This is a genomic window from Agromyces albus, assembly GCF_004134825.1.
GTDB classification, from domain to species: Bacteria; Actinomycetota; Actinomycetes; order Actinomycetales; family Microbacteriaceae; genus Agromyces; species Agromyces albus.
Genome location: NZ_SDPN01000006.1, coordinates 54,001 through 75,194 on the forward strand (window position 1 = coordinate 54,001; position 21,194 = coordinate 75,194).

Genomic DNA, 21,194 nt, shown 5'->3' on the forward strand with positions numbered 1-21,194 from the left:
CCCCTACGCCGCGCCACGACTGCCGAGCCTCGACGCGGTGGACAGTGCCCGAACGACAGCGGTGACCGCGGCGTCGATGACGCGGGCTGATGCCTCGTAGATCTCGGCCGGGCGGCCGTAGGGGTCGACGATGTCATCGTCGGTCGGCTGGGCCGGCGGTGCAGCGAAGCCACGGTTCATCGAGATGGCGGCGATGACGTCGACGGGTGAGGCCACTGACGCGAGGCTCTCAGCGCCCTCGGGGCTGCTCTCGAGGAACTCCGCGATGCGCGCGAACTCGGCGAGCGTGTAGGCGCGCCGTGCTGACCTCGGCACGAGCGAGGCCACAGCAGCTCGGTGCTCCCGCGTAGCAGTGAGCACCAGGTCGGCGTCGTCGATGAGCGACGCGGTGAGTTGTCTCGCGACGTGGCGGTCGGGAACGCCGCCGTAGCGAAGCGACAGGGCGGATGCCTCCTGCGGCATTGCCTGCCCTACGAGCGCGGCGGTGCCGCCACTGCTCACCGAGGCGTCGATCCCAGCCGTCGCCAAACGCGCCGCGAGCAGCTGCTCTGCGAGCGGCGAACGGCACACGTTTCCCGTGCACACGACGAGGATCGAAAAGCTCATGCCGTCGCCGCCCCAGGCGCCGAGGTGTAGCCGTAGCCATAGCCGTAGCCATAGCGGCCGTAGCCGTAGGCATCGGGCCCCTTGGTCGGCATCATCGTGAGCACCACTCCCGAGACCGGCGCATCGACGTTCGCGAGAGCGGCGAGCGCACCCTTCAGCTGGCCCTTGTGCGCGCGACCCGCGGAGACCACGACGATCGTGCCACCCACGGCCTGCGCCAGCACCGCGGCATCCGTCACCGGAAGCAGCGGCGGAGCATCGAACAGCACGACGTCGAACGCGCGGCCGAGCTCGGCGATCGTCGTCGCCATCGCCTTCGAGCCGAGCAGCTCGCTGGGGTTCGGGGGAACTCGCCCCGCGGGCAGCACGTAGAGGTTGTTGCGGCCCCAGTGCTGCACGACATCTTGCAGTTCGGCGCGACCGATGAGCAGGTCGCTGAGTCCCACTGCGCCCTCGATGCCGAGGTACTCAGCGAGCTTCGGTCGCCGAAGGTCGGCGTCGACGAGGAGCACCCGCCCGCCGGCATCGGCGAGCGCGATGGCGAGGTTCGACGCCGTCGTCGACTTACCCTCGGCCTCGACGGAGGAGGTCACCACGAACGATCGGTTCTCGCGCCCGGCGTCGAGGAACTGCAGGTTCGTGCGCAACGTGCGGAACGATTCCGCGCGCGGTGAGTGCGGGTCGGCGTGCACGATGAGCGGGCGCTCTTTCGCCTTCGGGTCGAACACGATGCCGCCGATGATCGGTGCATCGGTGACGGCCTCGACATCGCGTTCGTTGCGGATGCGGGTGTCGAGGGTCTCGCGGAGCACCGAGAGGCCGACGCCGAGTGCGAGCCCCACGAGTGCGCCGAGCGCGACGTTGAGCGGCACGTTCGGGCTCATCGGCACCTGCGGCACCGCGGCGTGCTGCACGAGCGTGAGCCTCACTGGGGAGCTCGCGGCGGATTCATCCGTGGCCTCGGTCGTCTCGATCGACTGCACCACCTCGGTGAGGCTCTCGGATACGGCCGTGGCGATCTCTGCCGCGAGGGCCGGGTCTTCGTCGATGACGGTGATGTCGATGAGCGTGGTGTCGAGCGGCGCCGTGGCCGTGACTTGGGCGGTGAGCTGCTCACTGGTGCGGTCGATGCCGAGCGTCGAGATCACGGGCAGCAGCACGATCGGCGTGGTCGCGAGGTCGGCGTAGGTCTTCACCCGCTGCTGCGTGAAGGTGTTGCCCTGCTGCAGGTCGGCCGTGCTCGTGCCACCCGAAGTCGAGACGAACACCTTGGCCGACGAGCTGAACTTCGGCGTCTGCATCAGCGAGTAGGTCGCCGCCGCGGCGACGCCCACGAGCGTCAGCATGACGATCAGGACCCAGCTCTTCTGCAGAATGCGGATGTAGTCGCGTAGCTCCACTCAGACCCCGTGTTCCCCCCTACGAGCGCGAATGTCGCGCCCGCCCCCCTGTAACCCGATACGGCTATGTTCGCATCGAATACGACCGATCTTGTCACCACTCGATGACGTGCAGATTAACGCATGACGAGCGGGGTATAGCTCATCTGAATGAGCTCCCCCGAAAGCAATACGCTGTCCCCCGTGACCAAAGATGCCCCGGAAGCCGACGGCCTGTCAACTTCACAGGACGTTCCGGGTCACTCAGCCCCGAAGTGGGGGGTGGCTGATGCCGCCACGGGCACGGTACTTTCGATCCTCTGTGTGCTCGGCTGGACCGCGCTCGTGCGCACCGTCATCATCGATCCGGCGCTGCAGGTGCTCGGGGCGTACCTCGCAGTGTGGGTCCCGCTCCTCGGCGCAGTGCTCGTGGCGAGCTTCGTGCGCGGGCGACGGTCGCTCACCCTCGACTTCGGCCTGCGCTTCACGTGGCTCGACCTTTGCTGGGGCGTCGGCCTCGGTCTGCTCGCGCGCGCTGCTGTGAGCGGCATCGAGCTCGCGACATCCGGTCGCGTCGCCGGTTTCGGCGTGCGACTCGAGCTGCCGACCGGCTTCGAGCTGTGGTTCGGGCTGCTCCTCGCCCCTATCGTGCTCGGCCCGCTCGTGGAGGAGTTGTTCTTCCGCGGACTCGTGCTCCGCGCGGTGGAACGCGGTGCGGGCGGCGGCGACCGCGGTGACGGCGGTGATCGCCGCTCGCGCGTCGCCGGGGCATCCGTCGCCGCGGCATCCGTCGCCGTGCTCACCTCGGCGCTCGTGTTCGCGCTGCTGCACATGACGCAGGCGACAACAGGGGCTGAGGCGTGGAGGCTGGGGGCAGGCAGTCTCGTGTTCGGCCTCGCCGCCGGAGTCGCGACCGTGCTGACCGGGCGGCTCGGCGCGGCGATCATCGGTCACATGGTCTTCAACGGCGTGCTGATCGCGGCGGTGCTCAGCGCGTGAGTCGCGAGCCGCGCGCCGTCGATCGCGTCAGTGGCGCCCGTTGAGCACGCCGCCGCTCTCTTCGAGGTAACAGACGCCGCAGAGCGATTCGTAGGTGACCTCGTGCACTCGGCCACCGCTCAGTTCGGTCGAGGCGTCGATGGCGACCTGGTCGCCGGTGAACACGAAGGCGCCGTCGATCTTGCGCGCGTTGAAGATCGCCTTGCGACCGCAGCGGCAGATCGTCTTCAGCTCTTCAACGGCATGCGCGATCTCGAGGAGGCGGCGGCTGCCGGGGAAGGCGACCGTCTGGAAGTCGGTGCGGATGCCGTAGGCGAGCACCGGGATGTCGTCGAGCAGCGCGATGCGCAGCAGGTCGTCGACCTGGTCGGAGCTGAGGAACTGCGCCTCGTCGATGAGCAGGCAGCTCACGTCACGGCCGTGGTCTTCGATGACTCGCGTGCGGTGCTGCTGGAATCGCTCGATGATGCTCGTGTCGGGCTCGATCGTGAAGTCGACCTCACGCACGTTGCCGAGCCGCGAGACGATGTCGCGGTCGCCCTTGGTGTCGACCGCGGGCTTCGCGAGCAGTACTCGATGGCCTCGTTCCTCGTAGTTGAACGCCGCCTGGAGCAATGCCGTCGATTTGCCGGAGTTCATCGCCCCATAGCGGAAGTACAGCTTCGCCATCTATTCGAGGTATCCATCCTCCGCCGCACGGCGGATCAGCTCCGACTTGCGGCTCGCAGGGCGGTCGGCCTTCGCGTACTTCTCGCGAACGCGCCGGAGGTAGGTCTTCGCCGTCTCATAACCGACGCCCATTCGGCGGCTCACCTCAACAGTACTGAGGCCCTGGACGTAGTACCGCAGCGCTTGCTCCTCGGCGGGGCTGAGGTGCACGCCCTCGAGCGCGTTGAGCGGTTTGGTCGCCGTGTCGGCCGAATGCCCGTGGGGGGCTGCGTCGATTCGAGACGGATGCCGCGGCATCCGCTCGCCGTGAACTGCTCGCCGTGCCATCTCGACGAGCTCGTCGGCCTGGAGTGTCTTCGACACGAACCCCGCCGCGCCCGCTGAGAGCGATCGTTCGCGCGACTCCTCGTCGTCGAGCGCCGTGACGACGAGCACCTTGGCGCCCGCGGCCCGGCAGGCGCGGATGCGCGATTCGATCGAGACGGTGTCGCCGAGCTGCAGGTCCATCAGCACGAGATCGACGGGGAACTCGGGGCTTCTGATCAGGTCCATCCAGCTGGTGGCGCGCAAGACGACTTCGAAGTCGGGGGCACGATCTTCGAACCATCGGGCGAGGCTGTCGACGATGAGTCCGTGATCGTCGAGCAGGGCAAGTCGGTACGGGTTGGTCGCCGCTTGGGACTCATTCGGCGACATAACTGAACTCCACCGTGACATTCTCTCGCGTTTGGGTCGATTCCGCGCGCAATGCCACGGCACGAGCCACGACGACGAACCGCTCGAGCTCGCGACGGGACGGCGGAGCCCCGCCCGTCTGGGTCGTGAGGGTGATCTTCCGGAGTTCGCCGTCACGCGCGAGCACGATACGGATGGCGGTCGAGCGTGCAGCATCGCCGAGCCACGAGATGAGGGCGGTGAGCGCAGAGCGCTGGTCGCCGCCGAGATCGGCCGCCGCTCCCGCCGGATCGACGACGACCGTCTCGACACCCCGGCTCTGCTGCACGTTCGCGGCGAGATCGTCGAGCCACGTGGACTCGATGCCGGCCTTCAGCGCGTGACGCAAGGCCTCGGCGAGTTCGCGGGCACGATCGGCGTCGGCCACCGAGATGCGATCGGCGGTCATCACACCGGCGAGGAACGGCAGCACTTCCCGACCGAGCACCGAGACCCGGCTCTGCTGCACCGAGCGCGCGATGCCGGCGCGCAACTCTGTATCGCGCTGCAGTGCCGCCCGGTTCGCCTCGCGCTGCCATGCGAGCGTCTCGCCGACGATCGAATACGAGTAGGCCGCCGCCGCCGCCGACATCGCGAGCGTCGGCGCAGAGTTCACGGCGATGAGGGCGCCGATCGGAGCGAGCGCGGCCATGTACGTGGAGGTGCCGATCACGAGGATGGAGAGCACTGTCGACGCCAGCATCCCGGCCATGACCAGCGAGACCCACGTGCAGTACGGTGCGACGGAGAGGATGAGCAGTCCGATCACCGCCGGCCCGAAGTTGTCGTAGAGGTACTTGTCGGCGCCGATCGTGCTCACGTACTCGGCGATCGCTGCAGCGACTGCGAAGGACACCACGAGCCAGAGTCGGTCGGTCGTGAACGGCGCCCGGGCCGGTGTGGCGGAGAACGCCGCGGCGATGCCGGCAGCAGCGACGAGCGCGATCGCGAACACCGCGGCGAATGGCGACCCTACTTCTCCCCAGTGCAGCCACGTCAGCACGATCGCGGTGCCGACCGCGACCACCGCGCCGATCGTGACGATCGGCGCAGCGGTGATGCCACCGATCGGGTCGGCCTCCTGCTGCGTCAGGCGCATTCTCGCGCTCATTCGCCGCCCTCCGGCACGGTCAACACGATCGTCGTGCCGATGCCCTTCGTCGACCAGAGGCGCACGGCGCCCTGCTCCTGCTCGATGCGGGCCCGGATCGAGGTGCGGAGCCCGATGCGGTCTTGGGGCACCTCGCGCTCGTCGAAGCCGACCCCGCTGTCCATGACGGCGACCGTCACCTCCCCGCCGCCGAGCCCGACGGCGACCTCGGCCTCGTCGACGCCCGCGTGCCGTGCGACGTTGATGAGGCATTGGGCCACGGCCGCATCGAGCGCAGCCGCTCGCCGGGGCCCGAGCACTCCGAGCACCGCGAGGTCACCGGTCACGCGAATCTCGAGCCCGGCATTGGCCGCCGCCGCCACGGCGTGCGGCAATCGTTCGACGTCGACGGATGCCGGTGCGCGGGCGCCCACTCGCACCCGCAGGTCATCCCGGCCATCCGTCTCGGCGTGGTCGGTCGCCCAGTCGCGGCCGACGATGAGGCCCAGATCCTGCCGGATGCCCACGCGCAGCCGCTCGTCGACGGGCCCCGAGCCCGCAGCGGCGATCGCGACGAGGTGGCTGAGCGCGGTGTCGTGAAGCCTGGCGGTGGCGCGGAGCTCGTAGTCGTGACGGATCTCGAGTTCATGTGACTGCTGACTCGCACGATGAAGCCCGGCCTTGTGGCGGGTGTCCGATCGGCGACTCAGGCCGTCGAAGGTGCGCACCACGACGACGAGCCCGAAGGCCGCCGCCGCAGCCAGGTTCGGCGCGTACGCGCCGCCGACAAGTGCGACCCCGAGGAAGGTCGCGGCCTCGCCCAGGCCGTACCCGAGCGCCGCCCAGATGAGTGCGGTCACCGAACCGCTCCCCGCACCGCCGACGAGGAGCAGCGCGATGAGCGGGAGCGCGCTGATCGCATTGTTCGTGTTCGCGAATCCGCCGTCGGGGCCCATGACGATGACGGTAAGTGAGCACACGACGGCCGCACCAACGACCAGGTAGACGACGGTGAGCGTCACGGTCGGCACCATCGTGACGCCGACGAGGAACACGGCCATGGCGAGTGTGAGGACGAACGCCGCCCAGTCGTCGATGTCGCCGAACATCACCGCCGAGGTGAACGCGACGGTCGCGGCTGCTGCAAGACACGTGAATGCTGCGAAGTGGCCCGCGGTCGCGAGGGAGCGGCTCATGGAATCGCGCGCGAGGTGGCCGGGTAAGCCCAACGTCATCGGGTTCCTCCCCCTTGCTTCCGCCCGCGCGCGACGATCTGCTTTCGGGCTTCTGCGGATTATCCCAGTTTGTGGGCGGCGGGCGCAGCCCGCGAGCTCGCCGCGCCGTCGCCGCGTTCCGATCGGTTCGGCGGATCACCTCAGAAGAGGGCCGCCGGATCCGCCGGGCTGCCGAAGACCTCGGGAAGCTCGACGGCCGCTCCCCCGGTGAGCGCAGTCGAGCGGATGCCGCCAGTGACCGGATCTTCGCGACCGCGCTCGAGCCCGTGCGCCCTGATCAGCGGATGGATCCGTTCGCCGAGCCAGCGCCGGTACGCCTTCGGAGCGTAGGCATTGTTGCCGTAGTACATCGACCGATACTTCGGCACGAGCTCGGGGTGTTCTCGTTCGAGCCACTGCATGAACCAGGGTTTCACGCCGGCCCTGAGATGCAACGCGGTGTAGAGCACACTCGTGGCGCCGGCGGCCTTCGCCTGCCGCAACGCATCGTCGAGGTGCGCCTTCGTGTCGGTGAGGTACGGCAGGATCGGCATCAGGAAGACCGCGCAATCGAGCCCGGCCTCCCGAACCGCCGAGACCGTGGCGAGCCTCGCCTTCGCACTGGGCGTGCCCGGCTCGACCGATTGCTGCAGCTCGTGATCGTAGATCGCGATCGACATGGCGACGTCGACGGGCACGAGCTTGGCCGCCTCGACGATGAGCGGCAGATCGCGGCGCAGCAGCGTGCCCTTCGTGAGGATGCTGAACGGCGTGCCGCTCGTGGCGAGCGCGTCGATGATGCCGGGCATGAGCGAGTAGCGGCCCTCGGCTCGCTGGTACGGGTCGGTGTTCGTGCCGAGCGCCACCGCGTCGCGCCGCCACGACGGCTTCGCGAGCTCGGTGCGCAGCACGTCGGCGACGTTCACCTTCACGATGATCTGCCGATCGAAGTCGTCGCCGGCGTCGAGGTCGAGGTACGTGTGCGTGGGCCGCGCGAAGCAATTATGGCTGACGACTCCGTTCGCGATGAAGTCACCCGTCGTCGTCGTGATGTCGAGCATGTCGACGTCTTCGCCGAGGTCGTCGATCGCGACGATGCCGAGGTCGGAGGTGGTCTTCACCATTGCTCCGACAAGTTGCAACACGGATGGGGCGCGACCGACGCCTCGGCTCCCGAACCCGATCAGCGAGTTCGCCGTGGTGAGGTATGGGCGCTGCCCGGGGCCCGACATCGCTCCGGTCACATGCTTCCACCCGCGATTCGTCAGGAATCGGTGATCGCCGCTGGCGATGAGCTCGGTGCCGTCGGCGAGCGATACGCGGTGCGCGCGTTTGCGCGTCTCCCACTTCGCGAGAACCTTCGAAGCCGTGTACCTGCGGAATCCGTCGACCACGTGCGTACCGAGCACTTCGTCGCCGACCTCGACCGACCACAGCGGCTGTTGTCTACCGTCTGCCATCGTGATCGAGGTCTCGGGACCGAGGCAGTAGGCACAAGCATGGGTGCAGCCCCTGTAGGGGTTGATGGTCCAGCCGAAGGGCATCGCGGACTGGCCCGGAACTTTGTTGAGCGCGGACTTCGCGAGAACCTCGTGGAACGTCACCCCGGCGAAATCGGGGGTCTGCACCGAGCGCACGAGGTTGTTGAGCTTCGCGAGGCCCGGCAGCGCGTCGGACTGCTCCACGCCGAGTTCCTGCCCGCTCCACCTCATACCGACATTCGAACACATGTTCGAATCTGAGGCAAGCGGATGCCGCGGCGCGGCGGTTTCGAGGCGGCCGGGCGCCGCGGCATCCGTGGGGTGGTTTCGATACGCCTGCTTCGCTGGCTACTCAACCACCGAGAGGAGGCGCCCCGCCTCGAGGGCGACGCGCTCCCCCGCCCACCGGCGGCGCAGCCAGCGGTCGTGGCTCGCGATGACGACCGCGCCGGGGTAGGCGCCGAGCGCCTCCTCGAGGTCGGTCGCGAGCCCGAGCGAGAGGTGGTTCGTCGGCTCGTCGAGCAGGAACACGTGCGGAGGACGTGCGATCACGAGCGCGAGCGCGAGCCGCCGTTGCTGCCCCACCGAGAGCGCGCCCACGGGGCGGCCCTCGTCGCGTGGCGCGATGAGTCCCAGGCTCGCGAGCGGAACCTGCTCGGCGCGTCGCTCACCGAGCGCTCGTTCGTAGAGGCGACGTGGCGAGGCATCCGGATCGGCGAACCGCACATCCTGCTCGAGGAGCCCGACACGCAGCCCTTTTCGCCGGTGCACGATGCCGCGGTCGACGCTGAGCGTGCCCGCGAGCACGCCGAGCAGGGTCGACTTGCCTGCACCGTTCGCCCCCGTGACGAGCAACCGCGTGAGCGGCGCCACCTGCAGCGCGCCGAGTTCGAGGCGGCCCGAGACCGCGACATCCGAGAGTTGCAGCAGCAGCCCCGACGCCTCCTCGAGCGCATGGGACCCCGACGGGATGCCCGCGAACTCCAATGGGGCGGGCGGCTTTCGCACCTGCTCCCGTTCGAGCGTGTCAAGGCGGAGCTCGGCGTTCCGCACGCGGCGCGACACCGCCTGGTCGACCCTCCCCCGCTTGAAGTGCTTGAGGAACTTGTCGTTGTCGGTCGCCGCCCGGCCGTGGTTGACGTTGCGCGCCGTCTCGACGACGCCGAGGCGAAGTCGCTTCAGCTCGTCCTGTTCGGCCTCGTACTGCCGGCGCCAGCGTTCGAGTTCCTCGGCCTTCACCGTGAGGAACTCACTGAAGCCGCCGCCGAAGACGGTGCCACCGGCGGCCGCGAGCGCGTCGTCACGAGTCGAACCGCTCGCCGCCCCCGAGCCCGCGAGGGCGAGCGCGCCCGCGCGTCCCGGATCGAGGTCGAGGAGCCCGGTCGCGACCCGATCGAGGAACTCCCGATCGTGGCTCGCGAACACCACCGGTCCGCGCCACTCGCGGAGGCGGTCCTCGAGGAAGGCCGCGGCGTCGTCGTCGAGGTGATTCGTCGGCTCGTCGAGCAGGAGCGCGTCGGGAGCCCCGAGCAGCAGCGCCGCGAGCGCGAACCGGCTGCGTTGGCCTCCGGAGAGTTCGCCGATCGCCCGCTCGAGACCGAGCCCGGCGACGCCGAGCCCCTCGAGCAGCTCGTCACGCCGCGACTCGGCCGACCACACCTCGGCGCGTTCGGCCGCGTCGAGCGCCGCCGAATAGCGGTTCGCGGATGCCGCGGACTCGTCGTGTGCGAGCGCGGATGCCGCGGCGTCGAGCTCCCGCTCGATGGCGCGCACCTCGGCGAGCGCCGCTTCGAGCACCTCGCCGACGCGGTCGTGCGGGTGGAACGGCAGCTCTTGCGCGAGGAGCCCCGTGCGCCGAGGCCGCGAGATGCGGCCCGCGACGTGGGCGTCGGCGAAGGCGGCGGCGGATGCGGCATCCGCTCGCTCGTCACCGCTCGCGACGAGTCGGAGCAACGTGGACTTGCCCACGCCGTTCTCGCCGATGAGACCGAGCCGGTGACCCGGCGCGACCGCGAAGGCGAGGTCGGTGAAGATGCGCCGCTCGGGGTAGGAGACCGAGAGTCCGTCGGCGCGGAGATGTTGGGAATGGGAGACGTGTAGCGCCATGGGGACGCCCTTTCACGAGTGCTCCCGGGTCGCCGGCCGTCACCGCCGAGGGCGGGCGGGCACGAACGATGCACCGAACGGCACGCCGACGGCACGAAGGTGCGGGCGGCGACCCGGGAGCGAAGGGTTGATCCCGCCGGGCATTCGCCGTCGTGAAAGGGTGCGATCGACACTGTCGCGATCAGTGAAAAGAGCACACCCTGCAGTCAACGGCGCCTCAGGCGCGGGACGATGGGATGTGCTCACTTCATAGCGGGGTCGACGCTAGCAGAGGTTGCGGCTGGAAGCCAAGAACTTTCTCGAGCGCACGGACCCGCCCCGGCGGGTTTGCATGACATTCCTCGATTTATAGGACATGTGAGCGCGCGCACGTCCTACAAAGCGGCCTAAGTCATGCAAACCCACGTGGCGTCGCGACACGACGCACTCGTGCCCAACCAGCTACGCGGTGAGCTCGAGCAGCTTCGCGGTCTCGGTGAGGGAGGCTTCGGCGACGGCGGGCTCGGCCGACAACTGCCGGCCGAAGCTCGGGATCATCTGACGGAGCTTCGGCTCCCAGCTGAGGAAGCGGTCGGGGAAGCAGCGGGCGAGCACATCGAGCATGATCGGCGCAGCCGTCGAGGCACCCGGCGAGGCGCCGAGAAGCCCCGCGATCGTGCCGTCGGCGCCGGTGATGAGCTCGGTGCCGAACTGGAGCACGCCGCCCTTCTCGGGATCTCTCTTCATGACCTGCACTCGCTGGCCGGCGGTGATGAGCTCCCAGTCGCGGTCTTTCGCCGTCGGCATGAACTCGCGAAGGGCGGCCATCTTCTTCGCCCGCGAGGCGAGCAGCTCGGAGACGAGGTACTTCACGAGATCGAAGTTCTTGAGACCCACCTGGAGCATCGGGCCGAGGTTGTGCAACCGGATCGAGAACGGCAGGTCGAACCAGGTGCTCGACTTCAGGAACTTCGGCGTGAATCCGGCGTAGGGGCCGAAGAGCAGTGCGGACTGGCCTTCGACGACGCGAGTGTCGAGGTGCGGCACCGACATCGGCGGAGCGCCGACGGCGGCCTTGCCGTAGACCTTGGCCTGGTGCTGCGCGACGACCTTCGGGTTCGTGGTGCGGAGGAACTGACCTGAGATCGGGAAGCCGCCGAAGCCCCTGATCTCGGGGATGCCGGAGTGCTGGAGCAGCGCGAGCGCGCCGCCGCCCGCGCCGACGAACACGAACCTGGCGTACGTGATCTTCGGCGTCTGGCCGACGAGGTGCCGCACGCGGAGCTTCCATCGCCCGTCTTTCTGGCGCTTGAGCCAGGTGACCTGGTGGTTCGTCTGCACGGTCGCGCCGCGACGCTCCATGTCGGCGAAGAGGTACTTCGTGAGTGCACCGAAGTCGACGTCGGTGCCCGAGGCCACACGGGTCGCGGCGACCTTCTGCTTGGGGTTGCGCTTCTTCGCGAGGAGCGGGGTCCACTGGGCGATGCGCTCGAGGTCTTCGGTGTACTCCATGTCGGGGAAGAGCGGCTCGTTCCGCAGCGCCTCGACGCGCTTCTTCAGGTACTCGATGTTCGCCTTGCCCTTGACGAACGTCATGTGGGGGGTCGAGTTGATGAAGTTGTGCGGCTCGGGCAGCGCCCCGGTCGCGACGAGGTACGCCCAGTACTGCCGGCTGATCTGGAACTGCTCGTTGATCGACACGGCCTTGGCCGCGCTCACCGTGCCATCGGGGGCCTCGGGCATGTAGTTGAGCTCGCAGAGCGCGGCGTGGCCCGTGCCGGCGTTGTTCCAGGCGTTCGAGCTCTCTTGGGCAACCTCGCCCAGGCGCTCGTAGACGCGGATGCTCCAGTCGGGCTGCAGCTGCGAGATGAGGGAGCCGAGCGTGGCACTCATGATGCCACCACCGATGAGCACGACGTCGACGGATTCCTCTGAAGTCACGGATTCCAGTCTAGATGCGCCGCGAGGTCACCCCTGACCGGGGGGTGATGCACGACCGGATGCCGCGCCTCAGGCGCCGTCGATCTGCGGCAGTCCGCGCTCGTCGAGCGGCCAGCCCGGGTTGTGCGCGAGTTCCCAGAGATTGCCGTCGGGGTCGGCGACGTAGGCGGTGTAGCCGCCCCATGCCGTGTTGGCGGCGCGCTTGGAGATCTGCCCGCCGGCGAGCACCCAGTCGCCGACGGCGTCGTCGACCTCCTCGCGCGAGGCGAAGTTGATGGCGATGGCGACGGCACGGAAATGCGGCGCGTTCGCGTGGAATGTGGGGAGGGCGGCATCCTTCGCGAGCTCGGCCGTCTCCCACAGGGCGAGCACGCCGCCGGGTGTCGCGAAGAAGGAGACGTCTCCGGGTACGGAGGACGGCGCCTCGCGCCAGCCGATGCGGTGGTAGAACGCCGTCGCCGCCTCGACGTCGGCGACCCCGAGGGTGACGAGGGAGAATCGCTGCGGAATGCCCATGTGGCGAGCGTACCGCTGACCTCAGAGCGCCGCGATACCGCCGGCGATGAGCCCGATTCCCGCCGTGATGAGCGCGGCCGTGAGCGCGGCGACCCCGATCCAGAGGAGCACGATGAGCCGGTTCGGGCGCTGCGGGTCGCGGCCCGTCACCGAGAGGAAGAAGCCGGCGGGCATGAGAATGGCCGCGATCGGCACGCCGGTGCTGGCGAGCCACAGCCAGAAGCCGTCGAGCTCCGCGTGGCCGATGACCGCGAGGATCGCGATCGAGAGCACGAGGAGCACCGCGGCATGTGCGTGGCCGGCACGGAAGAAGCCCTGCTGCAGGCTGTTCACCGGCACGTGGCCGCGCACGACCCGAGTGAGGAAGTACCCGCCGCTCTCGACCGTGACGAGCGCGAGCAACAGGATGCCGATGAGGATGACGTCTTGAGCGGACAGCATGAGCGTCCTTTCGGGTGGGATGTGATTGGATAGTTTTACTCTCCAATACTAGAGAGTGGCACTATCCAATGCAAGGGGTCGGCATGCGCATCTCGGCACTCGCTGACGCGGTGGGGCTGCCCGTCGCGACCGTCAAGTTCTACTTGCGCGAGGGACTCCTCCAGCCCGGGGTCGCGACCTCGGCCACGCAAGCGAGCTACGACGAGTCGCACGTGCGGCGGCTGCGACTCGTGCGTGCGCTCATCGGGTCCGTCGGGCTCAGCGTGCAGCAGGCCCGTGCCATCCTCGAACTCGTCGATGATCCGGGCGACGACCTCTACTCGACGCTCGGCCGGGCCGTGGGGGCTTTGCCGCCCGCCGTGGAGCGGCGCGAGGGCGACGACCCCTACCCTCGCGCCCGCGCCGCGCTCGCCGCCCTCGGGCAGGTGTTCGACCCCGAGTACGCCGCGGTGGCGCAGCTCGAGTCGGCGCTCGCGGCTGCGGAGTCCGCCGGCATGCCGATCAGCGACGAGCGCTTGCAGGCGTATGGAGACCTGCTTCGCAAGCTCGCTGCCTTCGACCTCGAGCGGATGCCGGATGAGCCGCATGCCGCGGTCGAGTACACGGTGCTCGGCACGGCGCTGTACGAGCCCGTCGTCGTCGCGCTGCGCCGCCTCGCCCACCAGGACGAGGCTGCGCGGCGTCGCGGCATCCCCAGCTGAGGCGGCGAGCGCGGGTCACGGCCCGTCGGCCACGACGCGTGGGCCACGGGCCAGTCGGCCAGGCCGAAGGCGATCAGGCCGACGCGGACGTGACCGCTGGAAGCGGAGCGTCGCCGTGCATTGCCGCTGTGACCGCCGCGACCGCTTCGCGCGCCCTGAGCAGGGCATCGGCCGTGGCGCCCGCACGACCGAGCGCGAGAAGGGCCGCTCCCACGATCGGCGCGCCGTCGAAGATCTCGATGCGCGCCGCCGGTGCCGCCGCCGCGAGCCTCGCCGCGATGCCCTCGAGCAGTCGTTCGTCGCCTGAGCGGATGATGCCGCCACCCAGCACGACCGGAATCGCACGACCGTGCAGTCCGAGCCTCGTGATGCACGCCCTCGCGAATGCGACGATCTCCTCGGCCTGCCGGTCGACGAGTTGCCTCGCGACCGCATCGCCTGCGCGCGCCGTCTCGAAGACGACGGGTGCGAGCCCGGCGAGGTCGGTGCCGTTCCTCGTGCCGAAATGGAGTTCCTCGATGAGCGCGGTCACCGAGGGCACGCCGAGCCGTTCGGCGATCGCCGCGGTCAGGGCGGTACGCGGCCCACGGCCGTCGACGTCCCGCGCTGCATGCCAGACCGCCTGTTCGCCGAGTCCGCTACCACCGCCCCAGTCCCCCGAGATCGGGCCGAGTGCAGGGAATCGCGCGTCGGCGCCGTCGGCACGCACGCCGATCGCGTTCACGCCGGTGCCGCACACGACCGCGACCGCGTCGCGCTCATCGGTGCCGGCGCGGAGGAGCGCGTAGAGGTCGTTGCCGACGAAGTGCGGGGCGGAGGCCCAGTCGAGCCCGGCGATCGCCGCGAGGTAGCGCTCGACTTCGATCGGCAGGTCCAGCGCCGAGAGATAGAGATCGACTTGGATGATCTCCGCATCACCCGCAACTGCGCGAACGAGGCCGTCGACGACCTCGACCGACGTGGCGAGCCCCTCGAAGTGCGGACTCGAGCCCTGCCCTCGGCGGTGCGCGACGAGCTCCCCTTCGAGGGTCAGCGCGACCGCATCGGTCTTCGAGCCGCCGCCGTCGACCGCCACGACGAGGCCGCTCATCGCGCCCACTCCAGGAATGGCGCGTTCTGCGCGAGCAGCAGGTCGGTCAGCTGTTCGGCGCGGTCGTGCTGCAGCACGAGCGGATGCGCACGGAGCGCGCGGAGCACGCGATCCCGACCGCCGGAGATCGCCGCATCCAGCGCGAGGCGTTCATACCCCGCCACGGCGGCGATGAGTCCGCGGATATCGTCGGGAAGCGGCGCGACCGGTTCCGCGACGAACGCCCCGTCGCGGAACACCGCCGGCACCTCGATGACATGGTCATCGGGCAGGAACGGCAGCACGCCGTCATTGCGCAGGTTGACGACGCGCGAGCGCCCGCCGGGCGCCCGCATCGCCGCGAGCAGCTCGATCGCCGCCTCCGAGTAGAACGCTCCGCCTCGACGCTCGAGCGCAACGGGCTTCTCACGCTGCGCCTCGTCGGCGTAGAGCTCGAGGAGCTCGCGCTCGATGGCCCGAACGGATTCGGCCCGCGTCGGCTCAGCGAGCTGTTCACGGAGCACCTCATCGTGCGCGTAGTAGTAGCGGAGGTAGTACGACGGCACGACGCCGAGTTGCGCGATGAGCGCCGGCGCGAGGTGCACGTCGGCGGCGAGGTCGCCCAGCCGGTCGTGCAGGAGGCCGGGCAGTTCGTCACGGCCGCCGACCTGCACGCTGCGTTCCCAGGTGAGGTGATTCAGGCCGACATGGCCGAGCTCGACCTCCTCGTGCGCGACACCGAGGATCGACGCGAATCGGCGCTGGAATCCGATCGCGACGTTGCAGAGTCCGACCGCGCGATGGCCGGCCTCGAGCAGGGCGCGCGTGACGATGCCGACCGGGTTCGTGAAGTCCACGATCCACGCGTCGGGCTTCGCGTGGGCGCGCACGACATCGGCGATGCGCAGGACGACCGGCACCGTGCGGAGTGCCTTCGCGAGACCCCCCGGGCCGGTCGTCTCCTGGCCGATGCATCCGGCCTCGTGCGGCCAGGTCTCGTCGGCGTGCCGCGCGTCCTGCCCGCCGACGCGCAGCTGGATGAGCACCGCGTCGGCATCCGCGACGCCTGCGACGAGGTCGGTCGTGCCGACGACTCGGGCCGGGTGCCCGGCATTTGCGAGCATCCGCTGCGACATTCCGGCCACGAGCCCCAGTCGATGCTCGTCGGGGTCGACGAGGTGGATCTCCTCGAGCGGGAGCACTCCCCGGAGCCGGGCGAAGCCGTCGATGAGTTCGGGCGTGTAGGTGGAGCCTCCGCCGACGATGGCGAGCTTCATGGGTCCTCGATTCAGGTGCGTGGCGGTGGGTGCCGGGCGGTGCGATGGCAGGCGGGACGAACGGATGCCTCTGCGCGGCATCCGTCGATCGATCGTTGTGGGTCAGGGGGCGAGCGAGATATCGGCCTCGAGCTGCGTGCGGATCTGCTCGACGAGCTGCTGGCGCGCGCCGAGGAGCACGGGCTGCGCTCCCGTGCCGCTCGTTCGCACGGCGAGCCTCGGATGTGCGCCCTCGTCGACACGATCGGCGACGAGCTGAGCGAGTCGCGCTCCCCCCGCAGTCCCGGTCGGTCCGCCGAGCACGACCATCGACGGATCGAGGATCGCAAGCAGCGGCGCGACGGCGAGGATCACGCGGTCGGCGAGGGCGGCGAGCGCCGTTTCGTCGTCGGCGAGTCGGGGCAGGGCTTCGACGAGCGTCTCGCGAGAGCCGCCGAGCATCCGCACGACCGCAGGACCACCGAGGAGATCGGTGAAGTCGTTCGCCTCGGGCGCGAGTCGAGCCGCGGCCCTGGGCACCGCGAGGTATCCGATCTCGCCCGCTCCGCCCGACGCGCCGCGGTGCAGTGTGCCCCCGATGTCGACGCCGACGCCGAGGCCGTCGCCGATCCAGAAGAGCGCGAAGCTCGCGGCATTCTGCGCCGCGCCCGCCGATCGCTCGGCCATGGCAGCGAGGTTCACGTCGTTGTCGAGGGTCACGGCGAGGCCGAGTGCCTCCTCGATGCGCCGGCGGGCGCCGACGGCCGGCCACCCGGGAAGGGTGTCCGTGAAGGAGAGCTCGTCGCCCTCGACGAAGAACGCGGCCTGCACGCCCACGACGACCCGGCTGACGGTCGCCTCGTCGAGTCCGGCGGCGGCACACGCGGCACGGACCGCGGCGCGCACGTCACCCTCTGGGGTTCGCTCGGCGGTGGCATCCGTGGCGATCTCGACGACCGGATGATCGCGGTCGACGGCGTCGACGACGACCGCATGGATGACCCGGTGGAGGATGCTGATCGCCACTCCCGTGATGCGGTCGGTTCGCACGCCGTAGCTGACCGCGTTGGGGCCTCGACCGCCCGAGACCTCGCCGACGGGCCTGATGAGCCCGACTCGCTCGAGTCGGGTGATCATCTGGGTGGCGGTGGGCTTGGACATTCCCGAGAGCTCGCCGAGCTTCGAGCGGGTGAGGGGGCCGTGCTCGAGCAGCAGCCGGAACGCCGTGCGGTCGTTGTGCGCACGGAGCCACGTGGGCGTTCCGGGGTCGATCTGGCTCATCTCTTCCATCCCTCTCTCGGCGCAGTTCGCGCTGGCGTCACTCTATCTGAAAACATTCTTTACTGAATGGAGATCACCCGCCGTTCCGTACCTCGTCGCGCAGCATCCCGAGGTTCTCGGGGTCGGCCGCGGCATCCAGCAGCGTCTTGGTGTACTCGTGCTGGGGGTCGAGGATGACGCGGTCACTCGGGCCGCGCTCGACGATCTCCCCGCGGAGCATCACGAGGATCTCGTCGGAGAAGTGGCGGGCGGTCGCGAGGTCGTGCGTGATGTAGAGCACCCCGAGTCGTTCCTCGCGCTGGAGATCGGCGAGCAGGTTCAGGACCCCCAGCCGGATCGACACGTCGAGCATCGAGACCGGCTCATCGGCCACGATGAAGCGGGCGCCAGGGGCGAGCGCCCGGGCGATGGCGACACGCTGTCGCTGGCCGCCCGAGAGTTCATGCGGCCGCCGGTCGGCGAATCGGCTCGCGGGGGTGAGTTGCACCCTCTCGAGCAGTTCGTGCGCGTGGTTCCGCACCTGGGATGACGACCATCCGGGGTGGTGGATGCGAAGCGGGCGCTCGAGGTGGTGGCGGATCGTGTGGAACGGGTTCAGCGAGCCGAACGGGTCCTGGAAGACCATCTGTACGTCGCGCCGATACTGCGCGAGGCCACGGCCACGGTCGGCGCTCGGCTTCCCGTCGATGATCACGCGCCCTGAGCTCGGCGTCTCGAGCTTCGCCATCATGCGCGCGATGGTCGACTTGCCGGAGCCGCTCTCGCCCACGAGCGCGACGGTGCGTCCCGGCTCGAGCGAGAACGACACGTCCTTCACCGCGTGCAGCGTCGAGAGCCGAACGCCGTCACGGAGCCGGAAGTCCTTCACGAGGTGCTGGGCTTCGAGGATTCCCGCCCGCTGCCGGATGTCTCTCACGCCGCGTCTCCCGTCGTCGTGTCCGCGCCGCGGCGCACGAAGTCCCCGCGTTCGCCGCGGAGGCTCGGGAAGCTCGCGAGCAACCGCTTGGTGTAGTCGTGCCTCGGCGCGCGGTAGACCTCGGCCGCGGTGCCCTGTTCCACGATCTCGCCCTCGAGCATGATCGCGATCCGGTCACTGATCTCGATGAGGAGCGGCAGGTCGTGGGTGATGAAGATGACCGCGAAGCCGAGGCGCTCACGGAGTCGCATGATCTCGCGGATGATGCCCCGCTGCACGACGACGTCGAGCGCCGTCGTCGGCTCGTCCATGATCATGACCTGCGGGTCGAGCGCGAGGGCCATGGCGATCATGACCCGCTGGCGCATGCCGCCCGAGAGCTCGTGCGGAAAGCTCGAGAGGCGGGACGGGTCGACGCCGACGAGTCCGAGCAGCTCCGCGCACCGCGCCTCACGCTCACGGCGCCTCATGCCGGGTCGGTGCGTCGTGAACACGTCGTGCAACTGGCGCCGGATGCTCATGACCGGGTTCAGCGAGTTCATCGACCCCTGGAAAACCATCGACACCTTGTCCCAGCGGAATGTGCGAAGTGATTCGTCGCGGAGCTCGACGACGTCGATGTCGCGCCCGTCGGCGTCGTGGAACGTCACCTCGCCGGCGGTCATGAGGGCGGGCGCCTTCAACAGGCGGTTGAGGCCGTAGGCGAGCGTGGTCTTGCCACAGCCCGACTCGCCCGCGAGACCGAGGATCTCTCCGCGGTGGAGGGTGAGCGAGGCGTTCCGCACGGCCTTGACGGGCGGGTCGACCTCGTACTCGATGAAGACGCCTCGTGCGGTGAGCACGGGCTGTGCGTCGGGCCTCATGCGATGACTCCCGTCTCGGTCACGCCGACCCCGGCCCTCGCGGCCCGGCGTACCTTCCGGGCGTTCTCGGGGGCGAGTCGGAGCTTCGGATTCACGACCTCGTCGATCGCGAAGTTGATGAGCGAGAGCCCTGCGCCGAGCGCGGCGATCATCGCACCGGGCGGCACGAACCACCACCACGCTCCCGTGCCGACCGCCTGCCCGGTCTGGGCATCGTTGAGCATCGTGCCCCACGTGATCGAACCGGTGGCGCCGAGCCCCAGGTAGGAGAGCCCGGCTTCGCCGAGGATCGCGAAGATGATGCCGAAGATGAACTGCGCGGCGAGGAGCGGCACGAGGTTCGGGAGGATCTCGACGAAGATGACTCGCCAGGCCTTCTCCCCCGCCACCCGTGCGGCGGCGACGTACTCCCTCGAGCGGAGCGACTTCGCCTGCGCACGGAGCACGACGGCCGAGCCCGCCCAGCCGGTGATACCCAGCACGATCGCCACGAGCACCGAGCTGCGAGCGAAGTCGCCGAGCCCCTCCGATCGCTGCACGTAGGCGGCGATCACCATGACGAGCGGGAGGCCCGGAATCACGAGCATGATGTTCGTGAACAGCGACAGCGCCTCATCGGCGAAGCCGCCGAAGTAGCCGGCGAGCACACCGAAGACGACCGCGAGAACGAGCGCGATGATGCCGGCCACGAGGCCGATCATGAGCGAGCCCTGGGTGCCCCACGCGAGCTGCGAGAACACGTCGTAGCCGAGCTTCGAGGTGCCGAGCCAGTGCTCGGCGCTCGGCTGCTGGAGCGAGGCGTTGTCGGAGTCCCGTGGCGGTTGTGCGATCAGCGGGCCGAGGATGGCGAACAGCACGATGGCGCCGACGATCGCGAACCCGCCGACGAGCTTCGCCGACCGGCGCGGCAGGAGGGTGCGGAACCGGGACCGGGCGTCAGCCATTGTGGCGCGCCCTCGGGTCGATGAATCCATAGATCACGTCCATGAAGAGGTTGGCGGCGAGCACCGTGACGGTGATGACGAGGAACACGCCCTGCATGAGCGCGTAGTCGAGTCCCTGGACCGACTGGATCATGAGCTTGCCGATGCCCGGGTAGCTGAACACCTGCTCCATCACGATCGAGCCGGCGACCACGAACCCGAGCGCGATGCCGAATCCCGCGAGCGACGGGATCGCGGCGTTCCGCGCGGCGTACTTCGTGCGGATGCGACGAGGGGTGAGTCCCTTCGCCTCGGCGGTGACGACGTAGTCCTCGGAGAGCGTCGACACCATCATGTTGCGCATGCCGAGGAGCCACCCGCCCACTGACGAGAGCACGATCGTGGTCGCCGGGAGGATCGCGTGGGTCACCGCGCTCCCGACGAACGCCCAACTCCACTCCGGCCCCGCCGGGAAGGCGAAGAAGTCGTACCCGCCGATGATCGGGAAGAGCCCGAGGTTCACCGAGAAGACGGCGACGAGCACGAGCGCGAGCCAGAAGTACGGGATCGACTGGAAGACGGTGGTGATCGGCACGAGATGGTCGAGCCACGTGCCGCGGCGCCATCCGACCCATGCACCGACGACGATGCCGAGGATGAACGAGATCACCGTCGCCACGCCGACGAGCACGATCGTCCAGGGCAGCGCTTGCGCGATGAGATCGGCGACCGGGGCCGGGTACCTCGTGGAGGAGACGCCGAGGTCTCCCTGAAGCAACCGGCCCCAGTACGCCACGTACTGGTCCCACATGGATCCCTCGTCGGAGCCGAGGATCGACGTGATGGCGTCGATCATCTCCTGCGAGATCGGTCGTCCGCCGTTGGCCCGCCGGAGCTTGCCGATCATGATCTTGGCGGGGTCGCCCGGCAGCAGCCGCGGGAGCAAGAAGTTGAGCGAGACCGCCGCCCACATGGTCACCACGTAGAAGGTGATCCGTCGGAGGTAGTAGCTCATGACGCATCCGCTCTCGCGGCTGTCGAAGGAATCCG

The 21,194-nt window shown here is 69.2% G+C and carries 20 protein-coding genes; 2 read left to right on the forward strand and 18 right to left on the reverse strand.

Annotated features, from left to right (window positions below; all coding sequences use genetic code 11):
- Nucleotides 1-3: 3 nt before the first annotated feature.
- Together ESP51_RS04940 and ESP51_RS04945 are read right to left on the reverse strand one after the other, a co-directional pair.
- Nucleotides 4-606 (reverse strand): arsenate reductase/protein-tyrosine-phosphatase family protein, encoded by a 603-nt coding sequence (locus ESP51_RS04940; RefSeq protein ID WP_129519786.1) that lies wholly within the window; start codon nt 604-606, stop codon nt 4-6.
- Nucleotides 603-2,006 (reverse strand): tyrosine-protein kinase domain-containing protein, encoded by a 1,404-nt coding sequence (locus ESP51_RS04945; protein WP_129519787.1) that lies wholly within the window; start codon nt 2,004-2,006, stop codon nt 603-605. Before ESP51_RS04945 ends, ESP51_RS04940 begins: the two co-directional genes overlap by 4 nt.
- Before the next feature lie 261 nt (nt 2,007-2,267).
- Between ESP51_RS04945 and ESP51_RS04950 the strand changes: the two genes are divergently transcribed.
- Entirely contained in the window at nt 2,268-2,984 is a 717-nt protein-coding gene (locus ESP51_RS04950) for a CPBP family intramembrane glutamic endopeptidase (RefSeq protein ID WP_164990409.1), read from the forward strand.
- A gap of 27 nt (nt 2,985-3,011) precedes the next feature.
- On the opposite strand, the gene ESP51_RS04955 is transcribed toward ESP51_RS04950, so the two are convergent.
- From ESP51_RS04955 to ESP51_RS04995, 9 genes are all read right to left on the reverse strand, one after another.
- Nucleotides 3,012-3,653 carry a thymidine kinase gene (locus tag ESP51_RS04955; protein ID WP_129519789.1) on the reverse strand — a complete coding sequence of 214 codons (642 nt, stop codon included), beginning with the start codon at nt 3,651-3,653 and terminating at the stop codon, nt 3,012-3,014.
- A complete protein-coding gene (locus ESP51_RS04960) occupies nt 3,654-4,349 on the reverse strand; it encodes a response regulator transcription factor (protein ID WP_129519790.1) in 696 nt (231 codons plus the stop codon).
- On the reverse strand, nt 4,336-5,466 hold the full coding sequence (locus ESP51_RS04965) for a hypothetical protein (RefSeq protein ID WP_129519791.1): 1,131 nt from the start codon (nt 5,464-5,466) through the stop codon (nt 4,336-4,338). Before ESP51_RS04965 ends, ESP51_RS04960 begins: the two co-directional genes overlap by 14 nt.
- A gap of 8 nt (nt 5,467-5,474) precedes the next feature.
- On the reverse strand, nt 5,475-6,692 hold the full coding sequence (locus tag ESP51_RS04970) for a sensor histidine kinase (RefSeq protein WP_129519792.1): 1,218 nt from the start codon (nt 6,690-6,692) through the stop codon (nt 5,475-5,477).
- A 140-nt stretch (nt 6,693-6,832) separates the two neighbouring features.
- The gene (locus ESP51_RS04975; RefSeq protein WP_129519793.1) at nt 6,833-8,383 is read right to left on the reverse strand and encodes an Rv2578c family radical SAM protein; all 1,551 of its coding nucleotides are present in this window, start codon (nt 8,381-8,383) and stop codon (nt 6,833-6,835) included.
- A 117-nt stretch (nt 8,384-8,500) separates the two neighbouring features.
- A complete protein-coding gene (locus ESP51_RS04980; RefSeq protein ID WP_129519794.1) occupies nt 8,501-10,258 on the reverse strand; it encodes an ABC-F family ATP-binding cassette domain-containing protein in 1,758 nt (585 codons plus the stop codon).
- A gap of 441 nt (nt 10,259-10,699) precedes the next feature.
- A complete protein-coding gene (locus ESP51_RS04985) occupies nt 10,700-12,178 on the reverse strand; it encodes a malate:quinone oxidoreductase (RefSeq protein WP_129519795.1) in 1,479 nt (492 codons plus the stop codon).
- A 69-nt stretch (nt 12,179-12,247) separates the two neighbouring features.
- Complete coding sequence (locus ESP51_RS04990) at nt 12,248-12,694, reverse strand: VOC family protein (protein WP_129519796.1); 447 nt, start codon at nt 12,692-12,694, stop codon at nt 12,248-12,250.
- Nucleotides 12,695-12,715: 21 nt separating this feature from the next.
- Nucleotides 12,716-13,135 carry a hypothetical protein gene (locus tag ESP51_RS04995; RefSeq protein ID WP_129519797.1) on the reverse strand — a complete coding sequence of 140 codons (420 nt, stop codon included), beginning with the start codon at nt 13,133-13,135 and terminating at the stop codon, nt 12,716-12,718.
- A gap of 83 nt (nt 13,136-13,218) precedes the next feature.
- On the opposite strand from ESP51_RS04995, the gene ESP51_RS05000 reads away from it, so the two are divergent.
- On the forward strand, nt 13,219-13,836 hold the full coding sequence (locus tag ESP51_RS05000) for a MerR family transcriptional regulator (protein WP_129519798.1): 618 nt from the start codon (nt 13,219-13,221) through the stop codon (nt 13,834-13,836).
- A 73-nt stretch (nt 13,837-13,909) separates the two neighbouring features.
- Here the strand turns inward: ESP51_RS05000 and ESP51_RS05005 are convergent, their stop codons facing one another.
- The 7 genes from ESP51_RS05005 to ESP51_RS05035 all read right to left on the reverse strand — a co-directional run bounded on the left by ESP51_RS05005 (nt 13,910) and on the right by ESP51_RS05035 (nt 21,159).
- On the reverse strand, nt 13,910-14,926 hold the full coding sequence (locus tag ESP51_RS05005; protein ID WP_241842981.1) for an N-acetylglucosamine kinase: 1,017 nt from the start codon (nt 14,924-14,926) through the stop codon (nt 13,910-13,912).
- A complete protein-coding gene (locus tag ESP51_RS05010) occupies nt 14,923-16,182 on the reverse strand; it encodes a family 4 glycosyl hydrolase (RefSeq protein ID WP_129519800.1) in 1,260 nt (419 codons plus the stop codon). Before ESP51_RS05010 ends, ESP51_RS05005 begins: the two co-directional genes overlap by 4 nt.
- 102 nt (nt 16,183-16,284) lie before the next feature.
- A complete protein-coding gene (locus ESP51_RS05015) occupies nt 16,285-17,442 on the reverse strand; it encodes an ROK family transcriptional regulator (RefSeq protein ID WP_129519801.1) in 1,158 nt (385 codons plus the stop codon).
- Between the two features lie 73 nt (nt 17,443-17,515).
- The gene (locus tag ESP51_RS05020) at nt 17,516-18,358 is read right to left on the reverse strand and encodes an ABC transporter ATP-binding protein (protein ID WP_241842982.1); all 843 of its coding nucleotides are present in this window, start codon (nt 18,356-18,358) and stop codon (nt 17,516-17,518) included.
- Nucleotides 18,355-19,221 (reverse strand): ABC transporter ATP-binding protein, encoded by an 867-nt coding sequence (locus ESP51_RS05025; protein WP_129519802.1) that lies wholly within the window; start codon nt 19,219-19,221, stop codon nt 18,355-18,357. Before ESP51_RS05025 ends, ESP51_RS05020 begins: the two co-directional genes overlap by 4 nt.
- Nucleotides 19,218-20,165 (reverse strand): ABC transporter permease, encoded by a 948-nt coding sequence (locus ESP51_RS05030; protein WP_241842983.1) that lies wholly within the window; start codon nt 20,163-20,165, stop codon nt 19,218-19,220. Before ESP51_RS05030 ends, ESP51_RS05025 begins: the two co-directional genes overlap by 4 nt.
- Nucleotides 20,158-21,159 carry an ABC transporter permease gene (locus tag ESP51_RS05035; protein ID WP_129519804.1) on the reverse strand — a complete coding sequence of 334 codons (1,002 nt, stop codon included), beginning with the start codon at nt 21,157-21,159 and terminating at the stop codon, nt 20,158-20,160. The genes ESP51_RS05030 and ESP51_RS05035 overlap by 8 nt, the downstream gene beginning before the upstream one ends.
- Nucleotides 21,160-21,194: the final 35 nt, after the last annotated feature.

What these genes read in the sequence shown, in the direction of transcription:
- ESP51_RS04940 (WP_129519786.1), bottom strand. Translation starts at nt 606, where the DNA reads ATGAGCTTTTCGATCCTCGTCGTGTGCACGGGAAACGTGTGCCGTTCG.
- ESP51_RS04955 (WP_129519789.1), bottom strand. Translation starts at nt 3,653, where the DNA reads ATGGCGAAGCTGTACTTCCGCTATGGGGCGATGAACTCCGGCAAATCG.
- ESP51_RS04960 (WP_129519790.1), bottom strand. Translation starts at nt 4,349, where the DNA reads ATGTCGCCGAATGAGTCCCAAGCGGCGACCAACCCGTACCGACTTGCC.
- ESP51_RS04965 (WP_129519791.1), bottom strand. Translation starts at nt 5,466, where the DNA reads ATGCGCCTGACGCAGCAGGAGGCCGACCCGATCGGTGGCATCACCGCT.
- ESP51_RS04970 (WP_129519792.1), bottom strand. Translation starts at nt 6,692, where the DNA reads ATGACGTTGGGCTTACCCGGCCACCTCGCGCGCGATTCCATGAGCCGC.
- ESP51_RS04975 (WP_129519793.1), bottom strand. Translation starts at nt 8,383, where the DNA reads ATGAGGTGGAGCGGGCAGGAACTCGGCGTGGAGCAGTCCGACGCGCTG.
- ESP51_RS04980 (WP_129519794.1), bottom strand. Translation starts at nt 10,258, where the DNA reads ATGGCGCTACACGTCTCCCATTCCCAACATCTCCGCGCCGACGGACTC.
- ESP51_RS04990 (WP_129519796.1), bottom strand. Translation starts at nt 12,694, where the DNA reads ATGGGCATTCCGCAGCGATTCTCCCTCGTCACCCTCGGGGTCGCCGAC.
- ESP51_RS04995 (WP_129519797.1), bottom strand. Translation starts at nt 13,135, where the DNA reads ATGCTGTCCGCTCAAGACGTCATCCTCATCGGCATCCTGTTGCTCGCG.
- ESP51_RS05000 (WP_129519798.1), top strand. Translation starts at nt 13,219, where the DNA reads ATGCGCATCTCGGCACTCGCTGACGCGGTGGGGCTGCCCGTCGCGACC.
- ESP51_RS05005 (WP_241842981.1), bottom strand. Translation starts at nt 14,926, where the DNA reads ATGAGCGGCCTCGTCGTGGCGGTCGACGGCGGCGGCTCGAAGACCGAT.
- ESP51_RS05010 (WP_129519800.1), bottom strand. Translation starts at nt 16,182, where the DNA reads ATGAAGCTCGCCATCGTCGGCGGAGGCTCCACCTACACGCCCGAACTC.
- ESP51_RS05015 (WP_129519801.1), bottom strand. Translation starts at nt 17,442, where the DNA reads ATGAGCCAGATCGACCCCGGAACGCCCACGTGGCTCCGTGCGCACAAC.
- ESP51_RS05025 (WP_129519802.1), bottom strand. Translation starts at nt 19,221, where the DNA reads ATGAGGCCCGACGCACAGCCCGTGCTCACCGCACGAGGCGTCTTCATC.
- ESP51_RS05030 (WP_241842983.1), bottom strand. Translation starts at nt 20,165, where the DNA reads ATGGCTGACGCCCGGTCCCGGTTCCGCACCCTCCTGCCGCGCCGGTCG.
- ESP51_RS05035 (WP_129519804.1), bottom strand. Translation starts at nt 21,159, where the DNA reads ATGAGCTACTACCTCCGACGGATCACCTTCTACGTGGTGACCATGTGG.